16 protein-coding genes and 3 tRNA genes are annotated in these 16,235 nt (G+C 72.4%); 5 read left to right on the top strand and 14 right to left on the bottom strand.

All coding sequences use genetic code 11. From position 1 onward, the window contains the following. Window positions 1–39: 39 nt before the first annotated feature. The 3 genes from C6361_RS32260 to C6361_RS32250 all read right to left on the bottom strand — a co-directional run bounded on the left by C6361_RS32260 (window position 40) and on the right by C6361_RS32250 (window position 2,719). Entirely contained in the window at window positions 40–288 is a 249-nt protein-coding gene (locus tag C6361_RS32260) for a hypothetical protein (protein ID WP_199853141.1), read from the bottom strand. 249 nt (window positions 289–537) lie between these two features. Further along, window positions 538–1,200, bottom strand: a complete 663-nt coding sequence (locus tag C6361_RS32255; protein ID WP_107270051.1) for a hypothetical protein — start codon at window positions 1,198–1,200, stop codon at window positions 538–540. Window positions 1,201–1,348: 148 nt separating this feature from the next. Next, window positions 1,349–2,719 (bottom strand): ABC transporter substrate-binding protein, encoded by a 1,371-nt coding sequence (locus tag C6361_RS32250; protein WP_107262664.1) that lies wholly within the window; start codon window positions 2,717–2,719, stop codon window positions 1,349–1,351. Window positions 2,720–2,889: 170 nt separating this feature from the next. On the opposite strand from C6361_RS32250, the gene C6361_RS32245 reads away from it, so the two are divergent. The 3 genes from C6361_RS32245 (at window position 2,890) to C6361_RS32235 (ending at window position 6,437) form a co-directional block, all read left to right on the top strand. Next, complete coding sequence (locus C6361_RS32245; protein WP_101368637.1) at window positions 2,890–3,279, top strand: hypothetical protein; 390 nt, start codon at window positions 2,890–2,892, stop codon at window positions 3,277–3,279. Between the two features lie 85 nt (window positions 3,280–3,364). Beyond that, the gene (locus C6361_RS32240; protein ID WP_107262665.1) at window positions 3,365–4,075 is read left to right on the top strand and encodes a DUF2786 domain-containing protein; all 711 of its coding nucleotides are present in this window, start codon (window positions 3,365–3,367) and stop codon (window positions 4,073–4,075) included. A 157-nt stretch (window positions 4,076–4,232) separates the two neighbouring features. After that, the gene (locus tag C6361_RS32235; protein ID WP_107270050.1) at window positions 4,233–6,437 is read left to right on the top strand and encodes an FUSC family protein; all 2,205 of its coding nucleotides are present in this window, start codon (window positions 4,233–4,235) and stop codon (window positions 6,435–6,437) included. Between the two features lie 26 nt (window positions 6,438–6,463). On the opposite strand, the gene C6361_RS32230 is transcribed toward C6361_RS32235, so the two are convergent. Then, window positions 6,464–6,985, bottom strand: coding sequence for an SRPBCC family protein (locus C6361_RS32230; protein ID WP_107270049.1), 522 nt, complete (start codon window positions 6,983–6,985; stop codon window positions 6,464–6,466). A gap of 195 nt (window positions 6,986–7,180) precedes the next feature. Here C6361_RS32230 and C6361_RS32225 point away from each other — a divergent pair, with 195 nt between their 5' ends. Further along, window positions 7,181–7,663 carry a hypothetical protein gene (locus tag C6361_RS32225; RefSeq protein WP_107270048.1) on the top strand — a complete coding sequence of 161 codons (483 nt, stop codon included), beginning with the start codon at window positions 7,181–7,183 and terminating at the stop codon, window positions 7,661–7,663. A 102-nt stretch (window positions 7,664–7,765) separates the two neighbouring features. Here C6361_RS32225 and C6361_RS32220 read toward each other — a convergent pair whose 3' ends face one another. The 8 genes from C6361_RS32220 to crtI form a co-directional block, all read right to left on the bottom strand. After that, window positions 7,766–8,290 (bottom strand): GNAT family N-acetyltransferase, encoded by a 525-nt coding sequence (locus C6361_RS32220; RefSeq protein WP_107270047.1) that lies wholly within the window; start codon window positions 8,288–8,290, stop codon window positions 7,766–7,768. 401 nt (window positions 8,291–8,691) lie between these two features. Next, window positions 8,692–8,765: transfer RNA gene (locus C6361_RS32215), tRNA-Phe, on the bottom strand. A gap of 103 nt (window positions 8,766–8,868) precedes the next feature. Continuing rightward, window positions 8,869–8,945: transfer RNA gene (locus C6361_RS32210), tRNA-Asp, on the bottom strand. A gap of 37 nt (window positions 8,946–8,982) precedes the next feature. After that, window positions 8,983–9,055: transfer RNA gene (locus C6361_RS32205), tRNA-Glu, on the bottom strand. A gap of 138 nt (window positions 9,056–9,193) precedes the next feature. Further along, window positions 9,194–9,985, bottom strand: a complete 792-nt coding sequence (locus tag C6361_RS32200) for a polysaccharide deacetylase family protein (RefSeq protein ID WP_107270046.1) — start codon at window positions 9,983–9,985, stop codon at window positions 9,194–9,196. A 90-nt stretch (window positions 9,986–10,075) separates the two neighbouring features. Then, window positions 10,076–11,002 carry a MerR family transcriptional regulator gene (locus C6361_RS32195; protein ID WP_107270045.1) on the bottom strand — a complete coding sequence of 309 codons (927 nt, stop codon included), beginning with the start codon at window positions 11,000–11,002 and terminating at the stop codon, window positions 10,076–10,078. Then, window positions 10,992–11,726, bottom strand: a complete 735-nt coding sequence (gene idi / locus C6361_RS32190; protein WP_107270044.1) for an isopentenyl-diphosphate Delta-isomerase — start codon at window positions 11,724–11,726, stop codon at window positions 10,992–10,994. The genes C6361_RS32195 and idi overlap by 11 nt, the downstream gene beginning before the upstream one ends. Continuing rightward, a complete protein-coding gene (crtI, locus tag C6361_RS32185) occupies window positions 11,723–13,210 on the bottom strand; it encodes a phytoene desaturase family protein (RefSeq protein WP_107270043.1) in 1,488 nt (495 codons plus the stop codon). The genes idi and crtI overlap by 4 nt, the downstream gene beginning before the upstream one ends. A gap of 191 nt (window positions 13,211–13,401) precedes the next feature. On the opposite strand from crtI, the gene C6361_RS32180 reads away from it, so the two are divergent. Further along, window positions 13,402–14,349 carry a phytoene/squalene synthase family protein gene (locus tag C6361_RS32180; protein ID WP_107270042.1) on the top strand — a complete coding sequence of 316 codons (948 nt, stop codon included), beginning with the start codon at window positions 13,402–13,404 and terminating at the stop codon, window positions 14,347–14,349. A gap of 12 nt (window positions 14,350–14,361) precedes the next feature. Here the strand turns inward: C6361_RS32180 and C6361_RS32175 are convergent, their stop codons facing one another. After that, entirely contained in the window at window positions 14,362–15,249 is an 888-nt protein-coding gene (locus tag C6361_RS32175; protein ID WP_107262675.1) for a carbohydrate ABC transporter permease, read from the bottom strand. Window positions 15,250–15,261: 12 nt separating this feature from the next. Beyond that, a complete protein-coding gene (locus C6361_RS32170; protein WP_107270041.1) occupies window positions 15,262–16,218 on the bottom strand; it encodes a carbohydrate ABC transporter permease in 957 nt (318 codons plus the stop codon). Window positions 16,219–16,235 lie beyond the last annotated feature (17 nt).

The raw sequence follows: 16,235 nt of genomic DNA, 5'->3' as shown, positions 1-16,235 counted from the left end.
AGCCGCCGCCATGGCCGATGTCTGTCGGTCTGCCGCCGGTCAGGCGGTCGGCGGGTGCCCGCCGTCCCCGTCCACCACCTCGTCCGGCTTGCCGTCCTCGTCGGCGTCGACCATCGTGATGTCGACCTTGCCGTCGCCGTCGGTGTCGAACTGGAAGAGGTCCGGCTTGCCGTCGCCGTCGGTGTCGACCACCCAGACGTCGGTCTTGCCGTCCTGGTTGGCGTCCGCCCGGAGCAGTTCGATCCGTTCGTCACCGCGGGTGTCGACGGTCTCCTGCGACTCGCTCATCTGTTGCCCTTCCGTCAGCTTGAAGTCTGGCCACGCCGGAACCCTCGGTTCGCGTGCCGCCCGGACACCCACGAGAACCTCCCCGACACGACTACCGCACTGTGCCACCTCGCACTACCCCCGTGGGCCCCCGAGCATGCCGACCGGGGTGCGGCGCCACCCGGGTCGACCGGGGCAGAGGCAGCCAAGCCGGACGGATCCGGCGCGGCACCGAGCGGGGTAGCCGCCCGCCGGGCCGGTCCGCCGCGATCAGTTCGTGACGTACGGGTTGGTCTGCCGGTCCTGGTAGTTGACCTGGTCGACGGTGCCGTCGTGGTCGGTGTCCAGCATCAGCCGGTCGGCCCGACCGTCCTCGTCGGGGTCGACCCGGATCTCGTCCGGCCGCCCGTCGAAGTCGCTGTCGGTCATCCAGGTGTCCGGCCGCCCGTCGAAGTCGGCGTCCGCGACCACCCGGTCCACCACGCCGTCCCGGTTCGTGTCGGTGACCACCGAGTCGACCCGGCCGTCTCCGTCGTTGTCCTCCAGCACCTGGTCGACCCGACCGTCCAGGTCGGAGTCCCGCTCGACGCTGTCCAGCCGGCCGTCCCAGTCGGTGTCCTGGTAGCGCACGTCGGCCACCCGGTCGCCGTTGACGTCGAACTCGAGCAGCTCGGCGTAGCCGTCGCCGTCGAGGTCGGTGGCGACCTCGGTGATGCCGTCCGCGTAGTGCGTGACGACGGAGGTGACCGGCGCGGGCTCGTCGCCCGCCTCCAGCCCGTCGGCCGCCAGCGGGTCCGAGGAGAGCGGGTCCGGGGAGAGCGGGTCCGGGGTGAGCTCCACCGCCGGGCCGAAACCCTGCTGGTCGTCGACGCCGGGCAGCTCCTGCTCCGGAAGGGCCTCACCCAGCGCGCTGGGGTCGCCGTCGTAGCTCATCTCGTACCTCCCCGGTCTCCCTGTGCCCGACGGGACCGTCGGACACAGGGGTAACGCTAGGGCGACGAGCCCGCCCGGCGACTCCCGGAAGTGTGCCACTCCGACGGCGTACCGGGCGGAAGCCCCGGGCGGCGGGCCCGGGGCGGGACTACTGCTGTTGGATGCTCACCCCGGCGGCGGCGAGCGCCTCGATGACCCTCGCCGACTCGCCGTACCCGATCACCAGGATCGCGTCGGCGCCGAACTCCTTGATCTCCTGGGCGCCCTTGGTGAAGTCCACCGGCGGCGCGTCCGGCCCGTCCTTCACCTCGTAGTTGAAGAGCCGCACCTGGTCCGAGCCGTGCCCGGCCCGCTCCAGTTCGGCCCGGACGTTGCCCTGGAGGCCCTCGCCGTACGAGTCCTGCCGGGCGACCAGCGCGATCCGGTTCGGCCCGTCCCGCAGGATCATGTCGGCGAGCGCCCGCCCCTGGAGGATGTCCGACGGGGCGGTCCGGAAGTAGAGCCCCTTGTCCTCCACGGTGCTGAGCCCGGCGTCGGTGTTGCTCGGCGAGAAGAGCACCAGTCCGGCGGCCATCACGTCCGGGAGTACCGCCCGGGAGATGCCGGAGCCACCGGCCCCGATGATCACGTGCACCCCGGCGCGTACGTGCTGCGCCACCGTCGCCTTCGCGGTGTTCGGGTTGGTGCCGTCGTCGCCGTCGACCCAGACCACCGGCTCGCCGAGTACGCCGTCAGCGGCGTTGACCTCCTCGATCGCCAGCGTCGCGGCCGCCACCATGGGCGGGTAGGCCAGCGCCAGGTCGCCGGTGCGCGGCAGCAGTCCACCGAGCTTCAACGGCGCGCCGCTGCGCTCCTCGACCGCCCTCGTCTGCTTCTTGCCGGCCGGCGGCTTCTTGACGCTGGCGGTGGACTCGTCACCGGCGCCGAGGAACTCGGTCTTGCCGTTGTCGAGCTGCTCGTCGCTGCCGAAGTGCAGGGTCGCGTAGCTCGCCGTGGAGGGCTCGCCGACGTCGGTGAAGCCACCCCGTTTCAGCGAGACGCCCCGGTAGGCGACGTCGGTGCCGTTCCGGGCGAGTTGCAGGCAGGCCGCGATCGAGTCGCAGTGCTCGCCGCCGGTGGTGACCCCGACGATCTGCTTGGCGATCTCGGCCGGGTCGGTGGAGCCGGCGAGCTGCGCCGCGATCGCGCTGATCGCGACGGCGTCGTACGACTCGGCGGCGTAGAGGAAGTCAGAGAGCTTGGGGTCCTTCCGCAACAGCCGGTTCTTGAAGTCCTCGGAGAGCGGGGTGAGTGGCGTGGTTCCCTTCATGCCCTTGAGCAGGCCGGTCTGCTGGTCGAACTCCGCCTTGAAGGAGTTCTGCATGTTGCCGTCCGTGCCGTACAGCCGGACCTGGGTCGGCCGGGTCTGCTCGGCCTGCCCGGCCTCGCCGTCGCCGTCCGAGCCGCAGCCGGCAAGCAGCAGTGCCGCACAGGCCGCGGCGGACAGGGCGGCGCGGCGGGTGCCGCGGAATTCGAGCATGGGGGTGTCCTTCCTCCCCGGAGATCCGTTGCGCAGATTAGCGCGCCTGGTTCCGGCGCGCGCCCGCGGTCGACCGTCAATTGCCGATCGAGGGGCACTATCATCCTGGTTAGGCAGCGTTCATGCCGTTTGTCGGACGCTGCTTGACCTGGCGGCATACCCTTCCGCACGTGACGGACGTTCCGCAGGAGACGCTGGATGACGCCACCGCGGTGCTCACCTCCGCGCTGGCCGGTGACAGCGACGGCGTGGTCGGCACGTTCGACGCGGTGGTCGACCGGTCCGGTGTCGCGGGTGCCTACGAGGTGGCCTGGTGCCTCGCCGCCACCATGGTCGGCGACGGTGTGCCCCGGGGCGCGTGGACCCTCGACTTCCCCGGCATCGACGAGGCGGGTTACGACGCGCGCTGGGTGGCCCGGTTCGTCAGCGCGTACGCCAACGCCGACGGCGACACGGGAGCCGCACTCTTCGGTGCCGCGCTCGCCGACGGGCAGCTGCCGGAATGCCTGCTCACCCTCGCCGGGTCGGCCGTCGCGACGCTGCGGCACCGTGCCGGATAGAGCCTTCATCGACGTCCATCTTTGCATGCTCCTCGGCCGGTTTGTCCAGGGGGCACCCGACCGGCCGGTGTGATAGCTCTGGTGCATGTCCGACGCGATGCTCAGCAAGGTCCGCAAGTTGCTGGCCAAGGCGGAGGACCCGGCCTGCACGCCGGCCGAGGCCGAGGCGTTCACCGCCAAGGCGACCGAACTCATCGCGCGGTACGGGGTCGACCGGGCGTTGCTCGCCGCCCGTGACCCGGGCACCGATCCGGTCGGCGACCGGATCGTCGACATCCCCGCCCCGTACGCCCTGGACAAGGTGGGGCTGCTGGCCGGGGTCGCCGACGCGCTGCGGTGCCGGTCGGTACGCCGACGCGGCGACAGCGGATTCGTCATGCACCTCTTCGGCTTCGCCAGCGACCTGGAACGGGTGGAGGTGCTCTTCACCTCGCTGCTGGTGCAGGCCGCGCACGGCATCTCGGTCGCACCGGTACCCCCGGGTGACCATCCGGCCGCGTTCCGCCGGTCCTGGCTGGCCGGCTTCGCCGCGGCGGTCGCCGGCCGGTTGCGCCGGGCGGAGGCGGCCGCCGCCTCGGCAGCCCCGTCCGGTGCCCCCTCGATGGCCCTGGTCCTCGCCGACCGGTCGAACCGGGTCGACCGGCGCCTCGCCGAGACCTACCCACGACTGCGTACCGCCGCACCCCGCCGGCTGCTCGGCGGCGGCCTGGAGCAGGGCGCGGCGGCGGGCCGGCGGGCCGACCTCGGCGGCACCGGACTCAACCCCGGCCGGTCCACCCCGCTCTCGCCCGCCTGACCGTCCCGACCGTGGGACGCCGGAAAGCGTCGGCGGGGCGCCGACGGAGGTGAGAGGGTGAGGTCGGGCGGCCACGGGGGCCGCGAAACGCCGCTGCCCTGATCTCCGCCACGTCCCGCTCGGCGGTCCGGTCCGGGCGCGACGGCAGAGGGCACCCATGACCAGGATCGGCGTCGCGCAGTGGCTGCGTCGGCGGGACCCGGACTACCGGGTACTCCGCCGGGGCGCCCGGCTCGCACTGGTCGCCGCCGCCGGACTCTTCGGCGGCACGTACGGCCTCGGCAACCCGCTGCTCGGGCTCTACACCCTCTTCGGGGCGATCGCGACCGGCTTCATCTCACAGGTGCCCGGCGGCCCCACCCAGCGGGCCCGTACCCTGATCGCCGCGCTGCCGGTCGCCTGGCTCCTGGTCACCGTCGGGACGTTCCTCGCCGTCAACACCTGGATCGCGGCGGCCGGCATGCTGGTGGTGGGCTTCGTCATCCCGTTCGCCGGCGTGGGCGGGCCACGGATCCTCGGCCTCGCCACCGGGCTGCAACTCTTCTACATCGCGGCGTCGTTCCCGCCGTACCAACCGGACACCCTGCCGTCCCGGCTCGCCGGGGTGACGCTCGGGGTGGCCCTGCTGATCACCGCCGAGCTGGTGCTCTGGCCCGATCCGACACCGCCCGGCTACCGGCAGCGCCTCGGTGAGGCGGCCCACTCGGTGTACCGCTGCCTCGACCTGGTGGCCGGGCTCCCCGCCGGGGTGCCGGCCGACCGGGCCGAGATATCCCGGCGGCAGGAGGCGTCCGAGCGGGCGATGGACGGGGTGTGGCTGGCCCGGATCCCGCCGACCCAGCGGCCGGCCTCGGCCGGGCCGCGCGACCGGGCGCTGCGGCACGGCGACCGGCTGCTGCGCCAACTGCTGCACCACGTGGACCGGATCGTCGACGAACTCGGCGACCTCCGCGACGACGAACTGGCCGGGCTGCTGCGGCAGTCGGCGGAGGTGCTGGACGCCGCCGCCCGGACGCTGTGCGGCGGGGCAGGAGCGGTCGAGATGACCCGGTTGACCGAGCTGGAGGCACGGATCAAGGACCTCTACGACCGGCCGCCGACCGTACCCGCGCCGCCGACCGACGCCTCCGGCCCGGCGCAACTGCGCAGGGAGGCGGTCAGCCTGCGGGTCGCCGACGAGGTCTACGCGTTCGGCGTCGCGGCCCGGATCGCCGTCGGGTTGCGCCCGCCGGCCCGGTCACCCGGCGGCCAGGGCCTGGACGATTTCTGGTACGCCCACCGTTCGCCGTTCGCGCTCTACTGGCAGCAGTTCCGCTTCCACCTGACGACCCGCTCGGTCTATCTGCAAGGGGCGGTACGGGTCTCCCTCGCCCTGGCCACCGCCCGGGTGGTCGCCGGCTTCCTGCACCTCAACCACGGGTTCTGGGTACTGCTGGCGATCCTCACCCTGATCCGGACCTCGGCCGTCGACACCCGCAGCGCGCTGCGTCCGGTGCTGCTGGGTACCCTGCTCGGCGCCGCCGTCGGCAGCCTGCTGCTGTACGGCGCGGGCGAAGTCCCGGAGCTGCTGCTGGCGGCCCTGCCGCTGAGCATGGTGCTGACCTTCACTATCGGGCCGCTGCTGCCGCAGCTCTGGGGGCAGGCGCTCTTCACCGTGCTGTTCGTGATGGTCTTCGCCCAGGCCGGTCCGGCGAGCCTACAGATCGCCGGGGCACGGCTGCTGGACGTCGTGATCGGCTCGGTGGTCGGGGTACTGGCCGGCCTGCTGCTCTGGCCGAAGGGCGGCAGCGGGGAACTGCGCCGCTCCATCGCCCGGTATCTGGCGGTCAGCGCCGCCGCGGCCGAGGAGGTCACCCGGACCCTGGCCGGCCGGCCGTCCCGCCAGGACGCGGTAGGTGCGGCCCGACAGGCGTGGATCCTCGCCGAGGCGTCGTTCCTGCAATACCAGTTGGAGCGGGACGACCCCCGGCTGCCGTCGGTCAACTGGCAGGCCGCGCTCGCCGCCGGCCAGCATCTGCACCTCGGGGCGGTGTACCGGCTGCGCCGTGGCGCGCACGCCCGGCTGACCCGGGTGGAGGACGCGGCCGGGCCGCTCGACGAACTCGCCGGCCGGCTCCGGCGCGGCTACGCCGACCTGGCCGAGCAGTTGGCCGCGGGCCGGCTCAGTCGCCGGGTCTGTGCACCGCCGCCACCGGAGGACTTCGACGCCCGGGTACGGAGTGTGCTGGCGACGGGCGAGTCCCGGGCCGCCGCGCTCAACCTGGTGGACGTGGAGACCTGGCTGACCGGCGCCGGTGCCGATCTGGAGCGGATCCAGTCGGCCGGCATGACGTCGAATCCGACCCCGCCCCGATCCGGGTGACCGACAGCCGTCGGGCTGCGGAGTCGTCAGTCCTGGTCGGCGGAGTTCTCGACCGCGCTCGCGTACCGGGAGAGGAGTTCGTGCCAGCCGGCGGTGAGCGCCTCGCGGTAGCCCTCGGCGGCCTCGCCGTGCCGGTCGAAGTCCCGGTGTTCCACCTCGACCAGGGTGCTCCCGTCGGCCTGCGGCGCGAACCGCACCTCCACCACACTGGCCTGGTCCGGGTCCGGCACCGGAGCCCGGTCCGGGCCGATCTGCCAGTTGAAGACCAGGCGGCGGGGCGGCTGCCAGTCCAGCACCCGGCCCCAGTCGGAGCGGAACCCGTGCGGACCGATCTCGTACAGCATCCCGCCGCTACCGGGCTCGATGCCGAGCTTGGCCAGCTTCTGCGGGCCGGACCAGGTGTATTCCTTGACCCACCAGTCGGCGAGACCCTCGGTGAAGGCAGCGAAGGCCCGGTCTGCCGGGCCCGGGACACGGAGGCTGCTGCGCACGGAGTAGGTGCCTGTGTCCTGCTGGATGTCGGAGGCGTTCGTAGTCTCCTGTCCCATACGCCGGGACCATACCGGCTGCTGCTGAGCTGTGCAGCTTTGCATCGGCGGGCGGTCGATCCCTGCGCCGAGCGGTAGATCATCAATGGCTGTCGAGGCCGGTGCCGACTCCCGGCACTAGCATCGACCCGGAACGCTGTTCGCGCGGCCGACCTGGCCCGCGTCGGGCGACGGCGGTGCGGGAAGGAGTTCCAGGTGCCCGACGATCCCACCGTGGTCCGCACCGACGGGCGTGGAGCACGCCGTCGACTGCTGGGGATCGCGTTGTCGTACCTGTTGGCGGTGCTGGTGTCGGCCCTGGTCGCCCGCGCGGGCCTGGCGGCGGGCCGCTCCGGCGTCGACCGGATCGGGCTGCCCTGGGCGCTCGTCGGGCTGGCCGGCATGCTCGGCGCCGGCACCCTCGCCACCGCCGCCTGGTACGCCCGCCGTGGCCTCGGCACCGGCTCCCCGGATCCGGCCCGGCTGGCCCGAGCGGTACTGCTGGCCCGGGTGGGCCGGATCGGGATGGTGCTGGTCGCGGCCGTCGCGGCGGTACTCGGAATCGTGCTGGCGCCGGACGGCGCCGAGCGCGGCTTCGCCATCCTGGTCAGTACCGGCCTCGCCGCCCTGCTCGCGCTCTTCGCCCTGCTCGCCAACGACCTCAGCCGCCTCCACCACCGCACCACCCCCCGCGACTGACCCGCGTTGCAGGTAGCGTCCGGCCTGCTCAGGCCGGCCAAACGCTAGGCGATCTAGGAACACCCCGTCGTGGGGCAGCCGTAGCTGGGGGCGCCGACCCGATCAGTGGACTGGCAGGGGCAGTACGAGCAGATCCATAGCGGGCCCCCATGGCAGATGTGAGGTGCCGACCTTCCGCCAGCCGGCCTGCTCGTACAGGCGTCGGGCAAGGGATCGCGGGTCGGATGCGAGGGTTGCCCACGTCTCCGGGCGGCCGACAAGGAGTCGACGCATCAGCTCGGCGCCGATGCCCTGCCGGCGGTGGTCGGGGTGGACGATCCATTCCATCACCGCAAGCTTGGCCGCCGCCAGGATCTCGGGAGCCGGAGCGGTGTCGGCACGTGACCACCACACTCCCGGCGACATCGTCCAGCCATAGGCGGCGCCGATCAGGTCCAGGCCATCCTCGGCGGCGACCAGGGCGAAGCCGGGCCGCGAGGACTCCTCAGGAAGCCTCGCCGCGAAACCGGCAACCTCGTCCGGGCCCTCCTCGTACGGTGGCTCCGCATACACGACGCCGTACAGTTCGACGAGCGGCGCGAACAACGGCGTGGCGGACGGGCCGTCGAGCCGGCGGTAGGCGACCACCGTCGAAGGCTACGCCCGAACGGCCGGGATGCGGGCCTCCAGTTCGGCGACACTTGATCGAGGAGTACCGACGGCGACCACCGGCGTGAGGACGGCCGCTGGCGCCCGGTGGGCGGGTCGATGACCGGTGGCATCGCCGGAGACTGGAGCCGCGCCTCGCAGTACGCCACCGCACGCACTGTCCGCCAGGCCGCTCTGCAGCACGTCGGATGATCAGTGATCGCCACGATGAGGTACCGCCAACTCGCATCGCTACTGCAAGAGCTGGTGCGACCAAACCGGCCGACAGATGATCCACCAGCCTTCACCGGGCACGCCTTCACCGGGTGCGAAAATAGAGCGGCCCCCGTCCGGCGTTTCCGCTGGTGGGGGCCGCTCTGATAGCCCGGCGAAAGGCTATGTGGCCAGGGGCGGGGTCGAACCGCCGACCTTCCGATTTTCAGTCGGACGCTCGTACCAACTGAGCTACCTGGCCGGGTTACTCGGCACATGTTACCGGTCCGGCCTACCCGCTGCCGTCCCGATCATCCGGGCCGAAACGCAGACCGCCGCGCGTTTGCACGCGCGGCGAGCGGCGCTGGCGGTCCTGACGGGACTTGAACCCGCGACCTCCGCCTTGACAGGGCGGCGAGCACTCCAACTGCTCCACAGGACCTTGCTCTTACTGCTGTCCCCGGTCGAGACCGGGGTCGTGCCCCCAACGGGATTCGAACCCGTGCTACCGCCTTGAAAGGGCGGCGTCCTGGGCCGCTAGACGATGAGGGCGGCCCCGCCATCATTGCACATGACAACTTCAGCGGCTGTGCTCCCATCCGGCCCCGCCGGAGGCTCCGAAAGCATACGTGATGGCCAGCCGCCCGACCAAACCGGTATTGCCCATCGGACAAACCGCCCTAAACCGCCTCACCTCAGCCGGGTTATCCCGTACTTCCGCTTCAGGGAGCTGATCACCTGGGGGCAGGCGCCGAGGGTGCGACTTCGATCACCGCCGCCGTCGTGCAGCAGCACGATCGAGCCGGGCCGGGCCTGCTCGGCCACCCGCCGGCTGATCTCCACGGTGCTGGTGTCGTCCCAGTCCACCGGGTCGACGTCCCAGTGCAGCGGCTTCATGCCGAGGGCCCGGGACACTCCGACCACGGCCGGGGTCCACTTGCCGCCCGGTTGCCGGTAGTGCCGCACCTTGACCCCGGGTACCGCCCGCTGGATCTCCTGGTTGGTCCGGCGCAGGTCGGCCCGGATCTGCGCCGCGCTCCGGGTGCCCAGCTTCAGATCGTGCTGCCAACTGTGGTTGCAGAGCGTGTGGCCCTCGCGGACGATCCGTCGTACCAGCGCCGGGTACTTGCGGACCTTCACCCCCACCACGCAGAAGGTGGCCCGCACCCCGGCCCTGCGGAGCTGGTCGAGCACCTTCGGCGTCCACAGTGGATGCGGGCCGTCGTCGAAGGTCAGCGCGACCCCGCGTACCCCGGTCAGCCGCTGGGTGTTCAGCGGGCCGACGGTGCCCCGGGGGGCCGGCTTCTTCCGGCTCGGTTTGGCCGGCGGCTGGGTCGGTGCGGGGGTCGCCGTCGCCGTCACCTGCGGAATCGGCGGATAGGGCAGCGGTGACCTGGCCGGCGCCGGCTGCTGGTTCGCGCATCCGGTGGACAGCAGCACCAGCAGGACGAGGCCGGCGGCGAGCGCCGTACGTCGGGTCATCGGGCGGCTCCCGAGGGGATTTCGGGTTACGGCTGACCCACGTTAGCGGAGTGCGTACGGTGGCGATGTCCCGAATGCTCGGTAGCCGAGTCAGCGCCCCGAAGATCCGGGTACGTCCCGCAGCATCGCCACCGCCTCGGTCAGCGTCGCCGGCCTGCGTACCCCGGAGGGCAGCAGCTCGGACGGCCAGCCGGGGCCGGCGGCGGCCAGCAGCGGCGGCGGCCAGGCGCCGGCCCGCACCGCGTCGAGCTGGGCCGGGTCGCCGGTCGCCGGTAGCTGCGACCAGACCAGCACGGCCTGCGGGGCGGTCCGCGCCACGGCCTCGACCAGGGCCGGCACCGGCACCCGCGCGCCGAGCAGCCGGCAGTGCACGCCGGCCTCGGCGAGCGCGGCGGCGAGCGCCTCCAGCGGCAGGCTGTGCTGCTCCTCGTCGGCGCAGGAGAGCAGGATCCGGGGTGGCGCCGCGCCGGCCGGCGGTCGGGGCACCGCCGCCAGCGCCTCCGACACGCACCGGGACAGCAGGTGCTCCACCTCGACGAACGCCGCGCTGGCGGCGTGCCGGTCGCCGATGCCGGCCAGCACCGGCCGGAGCACCCGCTCCCAGGCGGTGACGACGCCGTCGGCCTCGATCGCCGCGCTGATGCCGGCGCGCATCGCCAGCGGGTCGAGCCGCATCGCGGCCCGCGCCAGGCCCCGGGCCGCCGGCCCGGCCCGGCCCACCGCGATCGCCGTGCCGCCACCGGCCCGCGCCGGCAGCGGCCCGTCCCGGTCCGGCTCCTTCCCGGGTACGGTGCCCCGGCGCGCCCAGTGCGCCGCCTCGGCCGGGGCGACCCCCTCGGCGGTCAGCCGGCGCATCACGTCCAGCCGGTCGAGGTCCTCGACGCTGTACCGCCGGTGCTGACCCGGGACGTGCCGGCTCGGGCCCAGCCCGTACCGCCGGTGCCAGCTCCGCAGGGTGGTGACGGCGATGCCGAGCCGCCGCGCGACAGCACCGGCGCTCAGCGCGTCATCGGCCACCCGACCGCTCCGCCGGGTTCTCCTCCTGACCCGTGGGGGCCGGGACCTGCTCCCACCGGCCACGGTTGCCCGACCGGCGCGGTGGCCCGGACGGTGCACCGGCCGGCGACGACTGTGCCGGGCCGGTCAGCCGGCTGAGCACCCCACCCAGCCACGGCGCGTACGCCTCCGGGTCGGCGTCCAGCCCGGCCCGCAGCTCGTCGGGGTGTACCCAGCGCAGGTCGGCCACCTCGTCCGGGTCGGGCAGCACCGCCCGGCCGGCGTCGAAGTCGCCGCGCAGCACGTGGTCGTACTCGTATTCCACCCGGCCGGTGCCGGGGTCCTCGGCCCGGTAGAGATAGACCCCGATCTCGGTCAGCGGTACGGCCTCGATGCCGAGTTCCTCGCGCAGTCGCCGGCCGGCGGCGGTGTCGAGCGCCTGCCCGGGTTCCGGATGCCCGCAGCAGGTGTTGGCCCAGCGCAGCGGGAACCGGGTCTTGGCGGCGGCCCGCTGCTGGAGCAGGATCCGCCCGGCCGCGTCGACCAGCAGTACGGAGAAGGCCCGGTGGAGCTGGCCCGGCGACCGGTGCGCCTCGTCGACCGTACGGGCACCGAGCGGGGCGCCGGCCTCGTCGACCAGCTCCACCAGGTGCCGTTCCCGGTCGGTCGGGCGGCCCCGCGCCGCGCCGTGTTCCGGCCGGTCCGCCCCGTCGTCCCGGCCCGGCGTGTCGCGGTCGGCTGTCATCGGCCACCTCCAGTCACCCGGGCGGCGGCGAGCTTCCCGGAGATCATCACCATAGGCACGCCCACCCCGGGCTGCGTGCCGGAACCCACGAACACCACGTTGGGCAGGTCGCGGTGCAGGTTGCCGGGGCGGAACGGGCCGGTCTGCCACAGGCTGTGCGCGGCCGCGAACGGGGTACCGGCGGCCATCCCCGCGTCGGCCCAGTCGGCCGGGGTGACGGTCCGGAGTACCTCGACGCTGTCGGCCAGCCCGACGTAGCCCCGGCGTTCCAGGGTGGCCAGCAGTTCGTCCGCGTACCGCCGGGGCAGGTCGCCGCGCCAGTCGAGTCCGGCGCCCCGGTCGAGGTTCGGCACCGGGGCGAGCACGTAGTAGCCGTGCCGGTCGGCGGGTGCCGTCGACGGGTCGGTCCGGCTCGGGTTGGTGACCAGCAGCGACGGGTCCGACATCAGCTCGCCGCGCCGGATCACCTCGTCGAAGGTGCGCCGCCAGGCCCGCCCGAAGTGGATGTTGTGGTGGGCGATGCCCCGGTAGCCCTGCCGGGCGCCGACGTGCAGCACGACACAGGACGGCGAGTAGCGCAGCCGGCGCGGCGGGGCGCCGTCGGGGAGCAGGTCACGGTATGCCACCGGCAGGTCCGGGTTGAGTACCACCACGTCGGCGGGGACGACCGAGCCGTCGGTGGTGCGTACCCCGGTGGCCCGGCCGGCCGAGGTCTCCACCCGCTCGACGGTGCTGCCGTACCGGATCTGCACGCCGTGCTTCTCGGCGGCGCCGGCCAGGGCCCGGGAGACGGCATGGATGCCGCCGCGCGGGAAGTAGACCCCGGCGACCGAGTCGAGGTAGGAGATCACGGTGTAGATGGCGAGCGCGTCGTGCGGGGCGAGGCCGGCGTACATGGCCTGGAAGGAGAAGATCCGCCGGGTACGCGGGTCGGCGAAGAACTGGTCGATCTTGGTCTGCAACCGCCGGAACGCACCGGCGGCCACCAGCCGGACCAGGTTGGCGGTGAGCAGGTCGGTCGGGCGGTCCAGGTTGCGGTCGATGAAGTCGGCGCGTTCGAGCTGCCAGAGCCGGCGGGCGTAGTCGACGAACCGCAGGTAGCCGTCGGCCTCCCGGGGGCCGCAGACCCGGGCGATCTCCCCGGCCATCCGGGCGGTGTCGGTGACGACGTCCAGGGTGGACCCGTCCGGATAGTGCGCCCGGTACGCCGGGTCGAGCGGGACGAGGTCGAGCCAGTCGTCCAGCTCCTCGCCGACCGCGCCGAGCGCCTCCGCGATCAGGTCGGGCATGGTCAGCACGGTCGGTCCGGTGTCGAACTCGTAGCCGTCGACGCTGAGCCGGCCGGCCCGTCCGCCCGGTACGGCCTCGCGCTCCAGCACGGTGACCTGGCGGCCGGCGCCGGCCAGGTGCAGGGCGCAGGCGAGGCCGCCGAGCCCGGCGCCGACCACCACCACCCGGTCGGTCCGTCCACCCACGGTTCGCACCCGATCACCTCCTGGATCGACCATCATCCTGCGCCCCAGGTCGCCGAAGGCATCCTTCTTCCGTTTTTGTAGCTGAAAGATCCCTTGTTGACACCTGGCCGGGCCGCGAACCGCCCACCCGAGAGCCGATCGAGCGTACCCTGAAGCCTACGAGTTGCGTCGATTGATGCGTCGATACTCCTGGAGGGTCGGTGGACACCAGTCTCGGCGGGTCCTATGAGCGCTGCCGTGAGCTGCACAAACGGCACGGCCGGACCTACTATCTCGCGACCAGGCTGCTGCCCGCCTGGAAACGGCGTCACGTGCACGCGCTCTACGGCTTCACCCGGTACGCCGACGAGATCGTGGACCGCACCGAGGAACTGCCGACCCCGGTCCGGACGGCCCGGCTCGCCGACTGGTCGGAGCGGTTCCTCGCCGGGCTGCGCGGCGAGCCGGTGGCCGATCCGCTGCTGCCGGCCGTGCTGCACACCATCGCGGTCTTCGACCTCGACCGGGCGGACTTCGCGGCGTTCCTGCGCAGCATGGCGATGGACCTGACCGTGACCAGCTATCCCCGCTACGCCGACCTGCTCGACTACATGGAAGGGTCGGCGGCGGCGATCGGCACGATGATGCTGCCGATCCTGGGCAGCGCCGACCCGGCCGCCGCCCGGGAGCCGGCCCGGCAGCTCGGCTTCGCCTTCCAGCTCACCAACTTCATCCGGGACGTCGCCGAGGATCTCGGCCGGGGCCGGGTCTACCTGCCGGCGGAGGACCTGGCCAGGTTCGGGGTCGCCCCGGCCGACCTGGTCGACGCGGCGCGGCGGGGGCGGGCCACGCCGCGGATCCGGCAACTGATCGAGTACGAGGTGAGCCGCGCCCGGGCGCACTACCTCGCCGCGGCGCCCGGGGTGACCCTGCTCGCCCCGGCCTCGCAGTCCTGCATCCGCACCGCCTACCTGCTCTACGGCGGAATCCTCGACGAGGTGGTCGCCGCCGGGTACGACGTCTTCGCCGGCCGGGCCGTGGTGCCGCGCCGACGCCGGGCGGCGGTCGCCGCGCGGGCGCTGGTGACCCCGACCGGCACTCCGGTGGTGGCACCTGGAGCGCCGCCCCGGACGGGTCGCGGGGTGCCGGAGCGGCTGGCCATCCCCTGATGCTCCCGGTGGTCAGCCCTTGATGCTGCCGGTGGTCAGCCCGGACATGATGTTCCGTTGGAAGATCAGGAAGATCACCACGGTCGGGATCGCCGCGATCACCGAGGCGGCGATCACGACGTTCATCGGGGTACCGCCGGCGAAGGCGTAGATGCCGACGCTGACCGTACGGGTCTCCGGCGACGGCATCACCAGCTTCGGCCAGAGGAAGTCCTTCCAGACCGCCGTCACGGCGAAGATGGAGACCACCCCGAGGATGGGGCGGGACATCGGCAGGATGATCGACCAGAGCGTGCGCAGCGGCGTCGCGCCGTCCATCAGGGCCGCCGCCATCAGGTCCTCGGGGATCGAGTCGAAGAAGCGCTTCAGCAGGAAGATGTTGAAGGCGTTCGCGACCAGGGGCAGCCAGATCGCGAACGGCGAGTCGAGCAGGTTGATGTGCAGGATCGGCAGGTCGATCACCGTCACGTACTGCGGGACGATCAGCACCATCGCCGGGATCATCAGCGTCGCCAGCATCAGCCCGAGGATCGCGTTGCCGAAGACCGGCCGCAGCTTCGACAGCGAGTACGCCGCCGCGGTGTCCAGGACGAGCTGGAACAGCAGCGCCCCGGCCGCGTAGTAGAACGTGTTGAAGAGCAGTTTCGCCAGGTCCAGGTTGTTCCACGCGTCGACGTAGTTCTGCGGCTGCGGGTCGCGCGGGAAGAGGGTCGGCGGGGTCTGCGCGATCTCCTGGCCGGACTTGAGCGCGCCGGTGACCATCCAGTAGAGCGGGCCGAGGAAGACCAGCGTGAACACCACCACGACGACGGTGAGCAGCGTCCAGTAGACGACCCTGCCGCGTCCCCGGCGGAGCTGGGCGGGGGAGATGAGGGTCCGGGTGCCGGAGTCCTGTGCCATGTCTCGCCTGTCCTAGTCCTGTTTCGCGGTCAGTCGGGCGTAGACGGCGGAGAAGCCGGCCAGTACCACGAGCATGATCACGCCGAGCGCCGCCGCACCGTTGAGGTCGTTCTGGAAGAACCCGTGCTGGTAGATGAGGTACGCCACCGAGGTCGCCGAGTCCTCCGCGCCGGCCCCGTTGGCCAGGATCAGCGGCTCGATGAAGAGCTGCATGGTGGCGACGATCTGGAGCATCGCCAGCAGCAGCAGGATCAGCCGGGTCTGCGGGACGGTGACGTTGACGATCCGCCGCCAGATCCCGGCGCCGTCCAGCTCGGCCGCCTCGTAGAGTTCGCCGGGGATGTTCTGCAACGCCGCCAGATAGATCAGCACCGCGCTGCCCATGTTCATCCAGGTCGAGGCGATCACCATCGCCGGCATCGTCATCTCCGGCGACTGCATCCACTCCGAGGTCGGCAGGTGCAGCGCCTTGAGTACCGCGTTGAAGAGTCCGGCCTCGCTGGGGTCGTAGGCGTAGTACTTGAAGAGGAAGAGCGCCGAGGCGGGCGGGAGCATCACCGGCAGGTAGACCAGGATCCGCAGGTACCCCTTGGCGTGCCGGAACTCGTTGAGCAGGATCGCCACGAAGAACGGCACCGCGTAGCCGAGGACGAGCGCCAGCACCGTGAAGTAGATGGTGTTCTTCCAGGCCGGCCAGAAGCTCGGGTCGTCGAGGATTCGCAGGTAGTTGTCCCAGCCCACCCAGGTGGTCTCGCCGCGCCGGGTGCGCTGGAAGCTCATCACGACGCCGCGGATCATCGGGTACCAGGAGAAGACGGCGAAGCAGACCACCGCGCCGATCAGGAACGCGTGCCCGGTCAGGTTGTCCCGGACCTTCCGGCCGAAACCGCTGCTGGGCCGTGGCGGTGCCGGGTACGGCCGGGCGGGGCGACCCGGTCTGGTGGTACCCGGGGCGGTGGTGATCGCCAAGGCAACTCCTGGGAAGT

Origin of the sequence: Plantactinospora sp. BC1 (genome assembly GCF_003030345.1) — a bacterium.
GTDB lineage: Bacteria > Actinomycetota > Actinomycetes > Mycobacteriales > Micromonosporaceae > Plantactinospora.
Note: the sequence above shows the minus strand (reverse complement) of the source record. Positions and strands in the feature narration are given on the sequence as shown.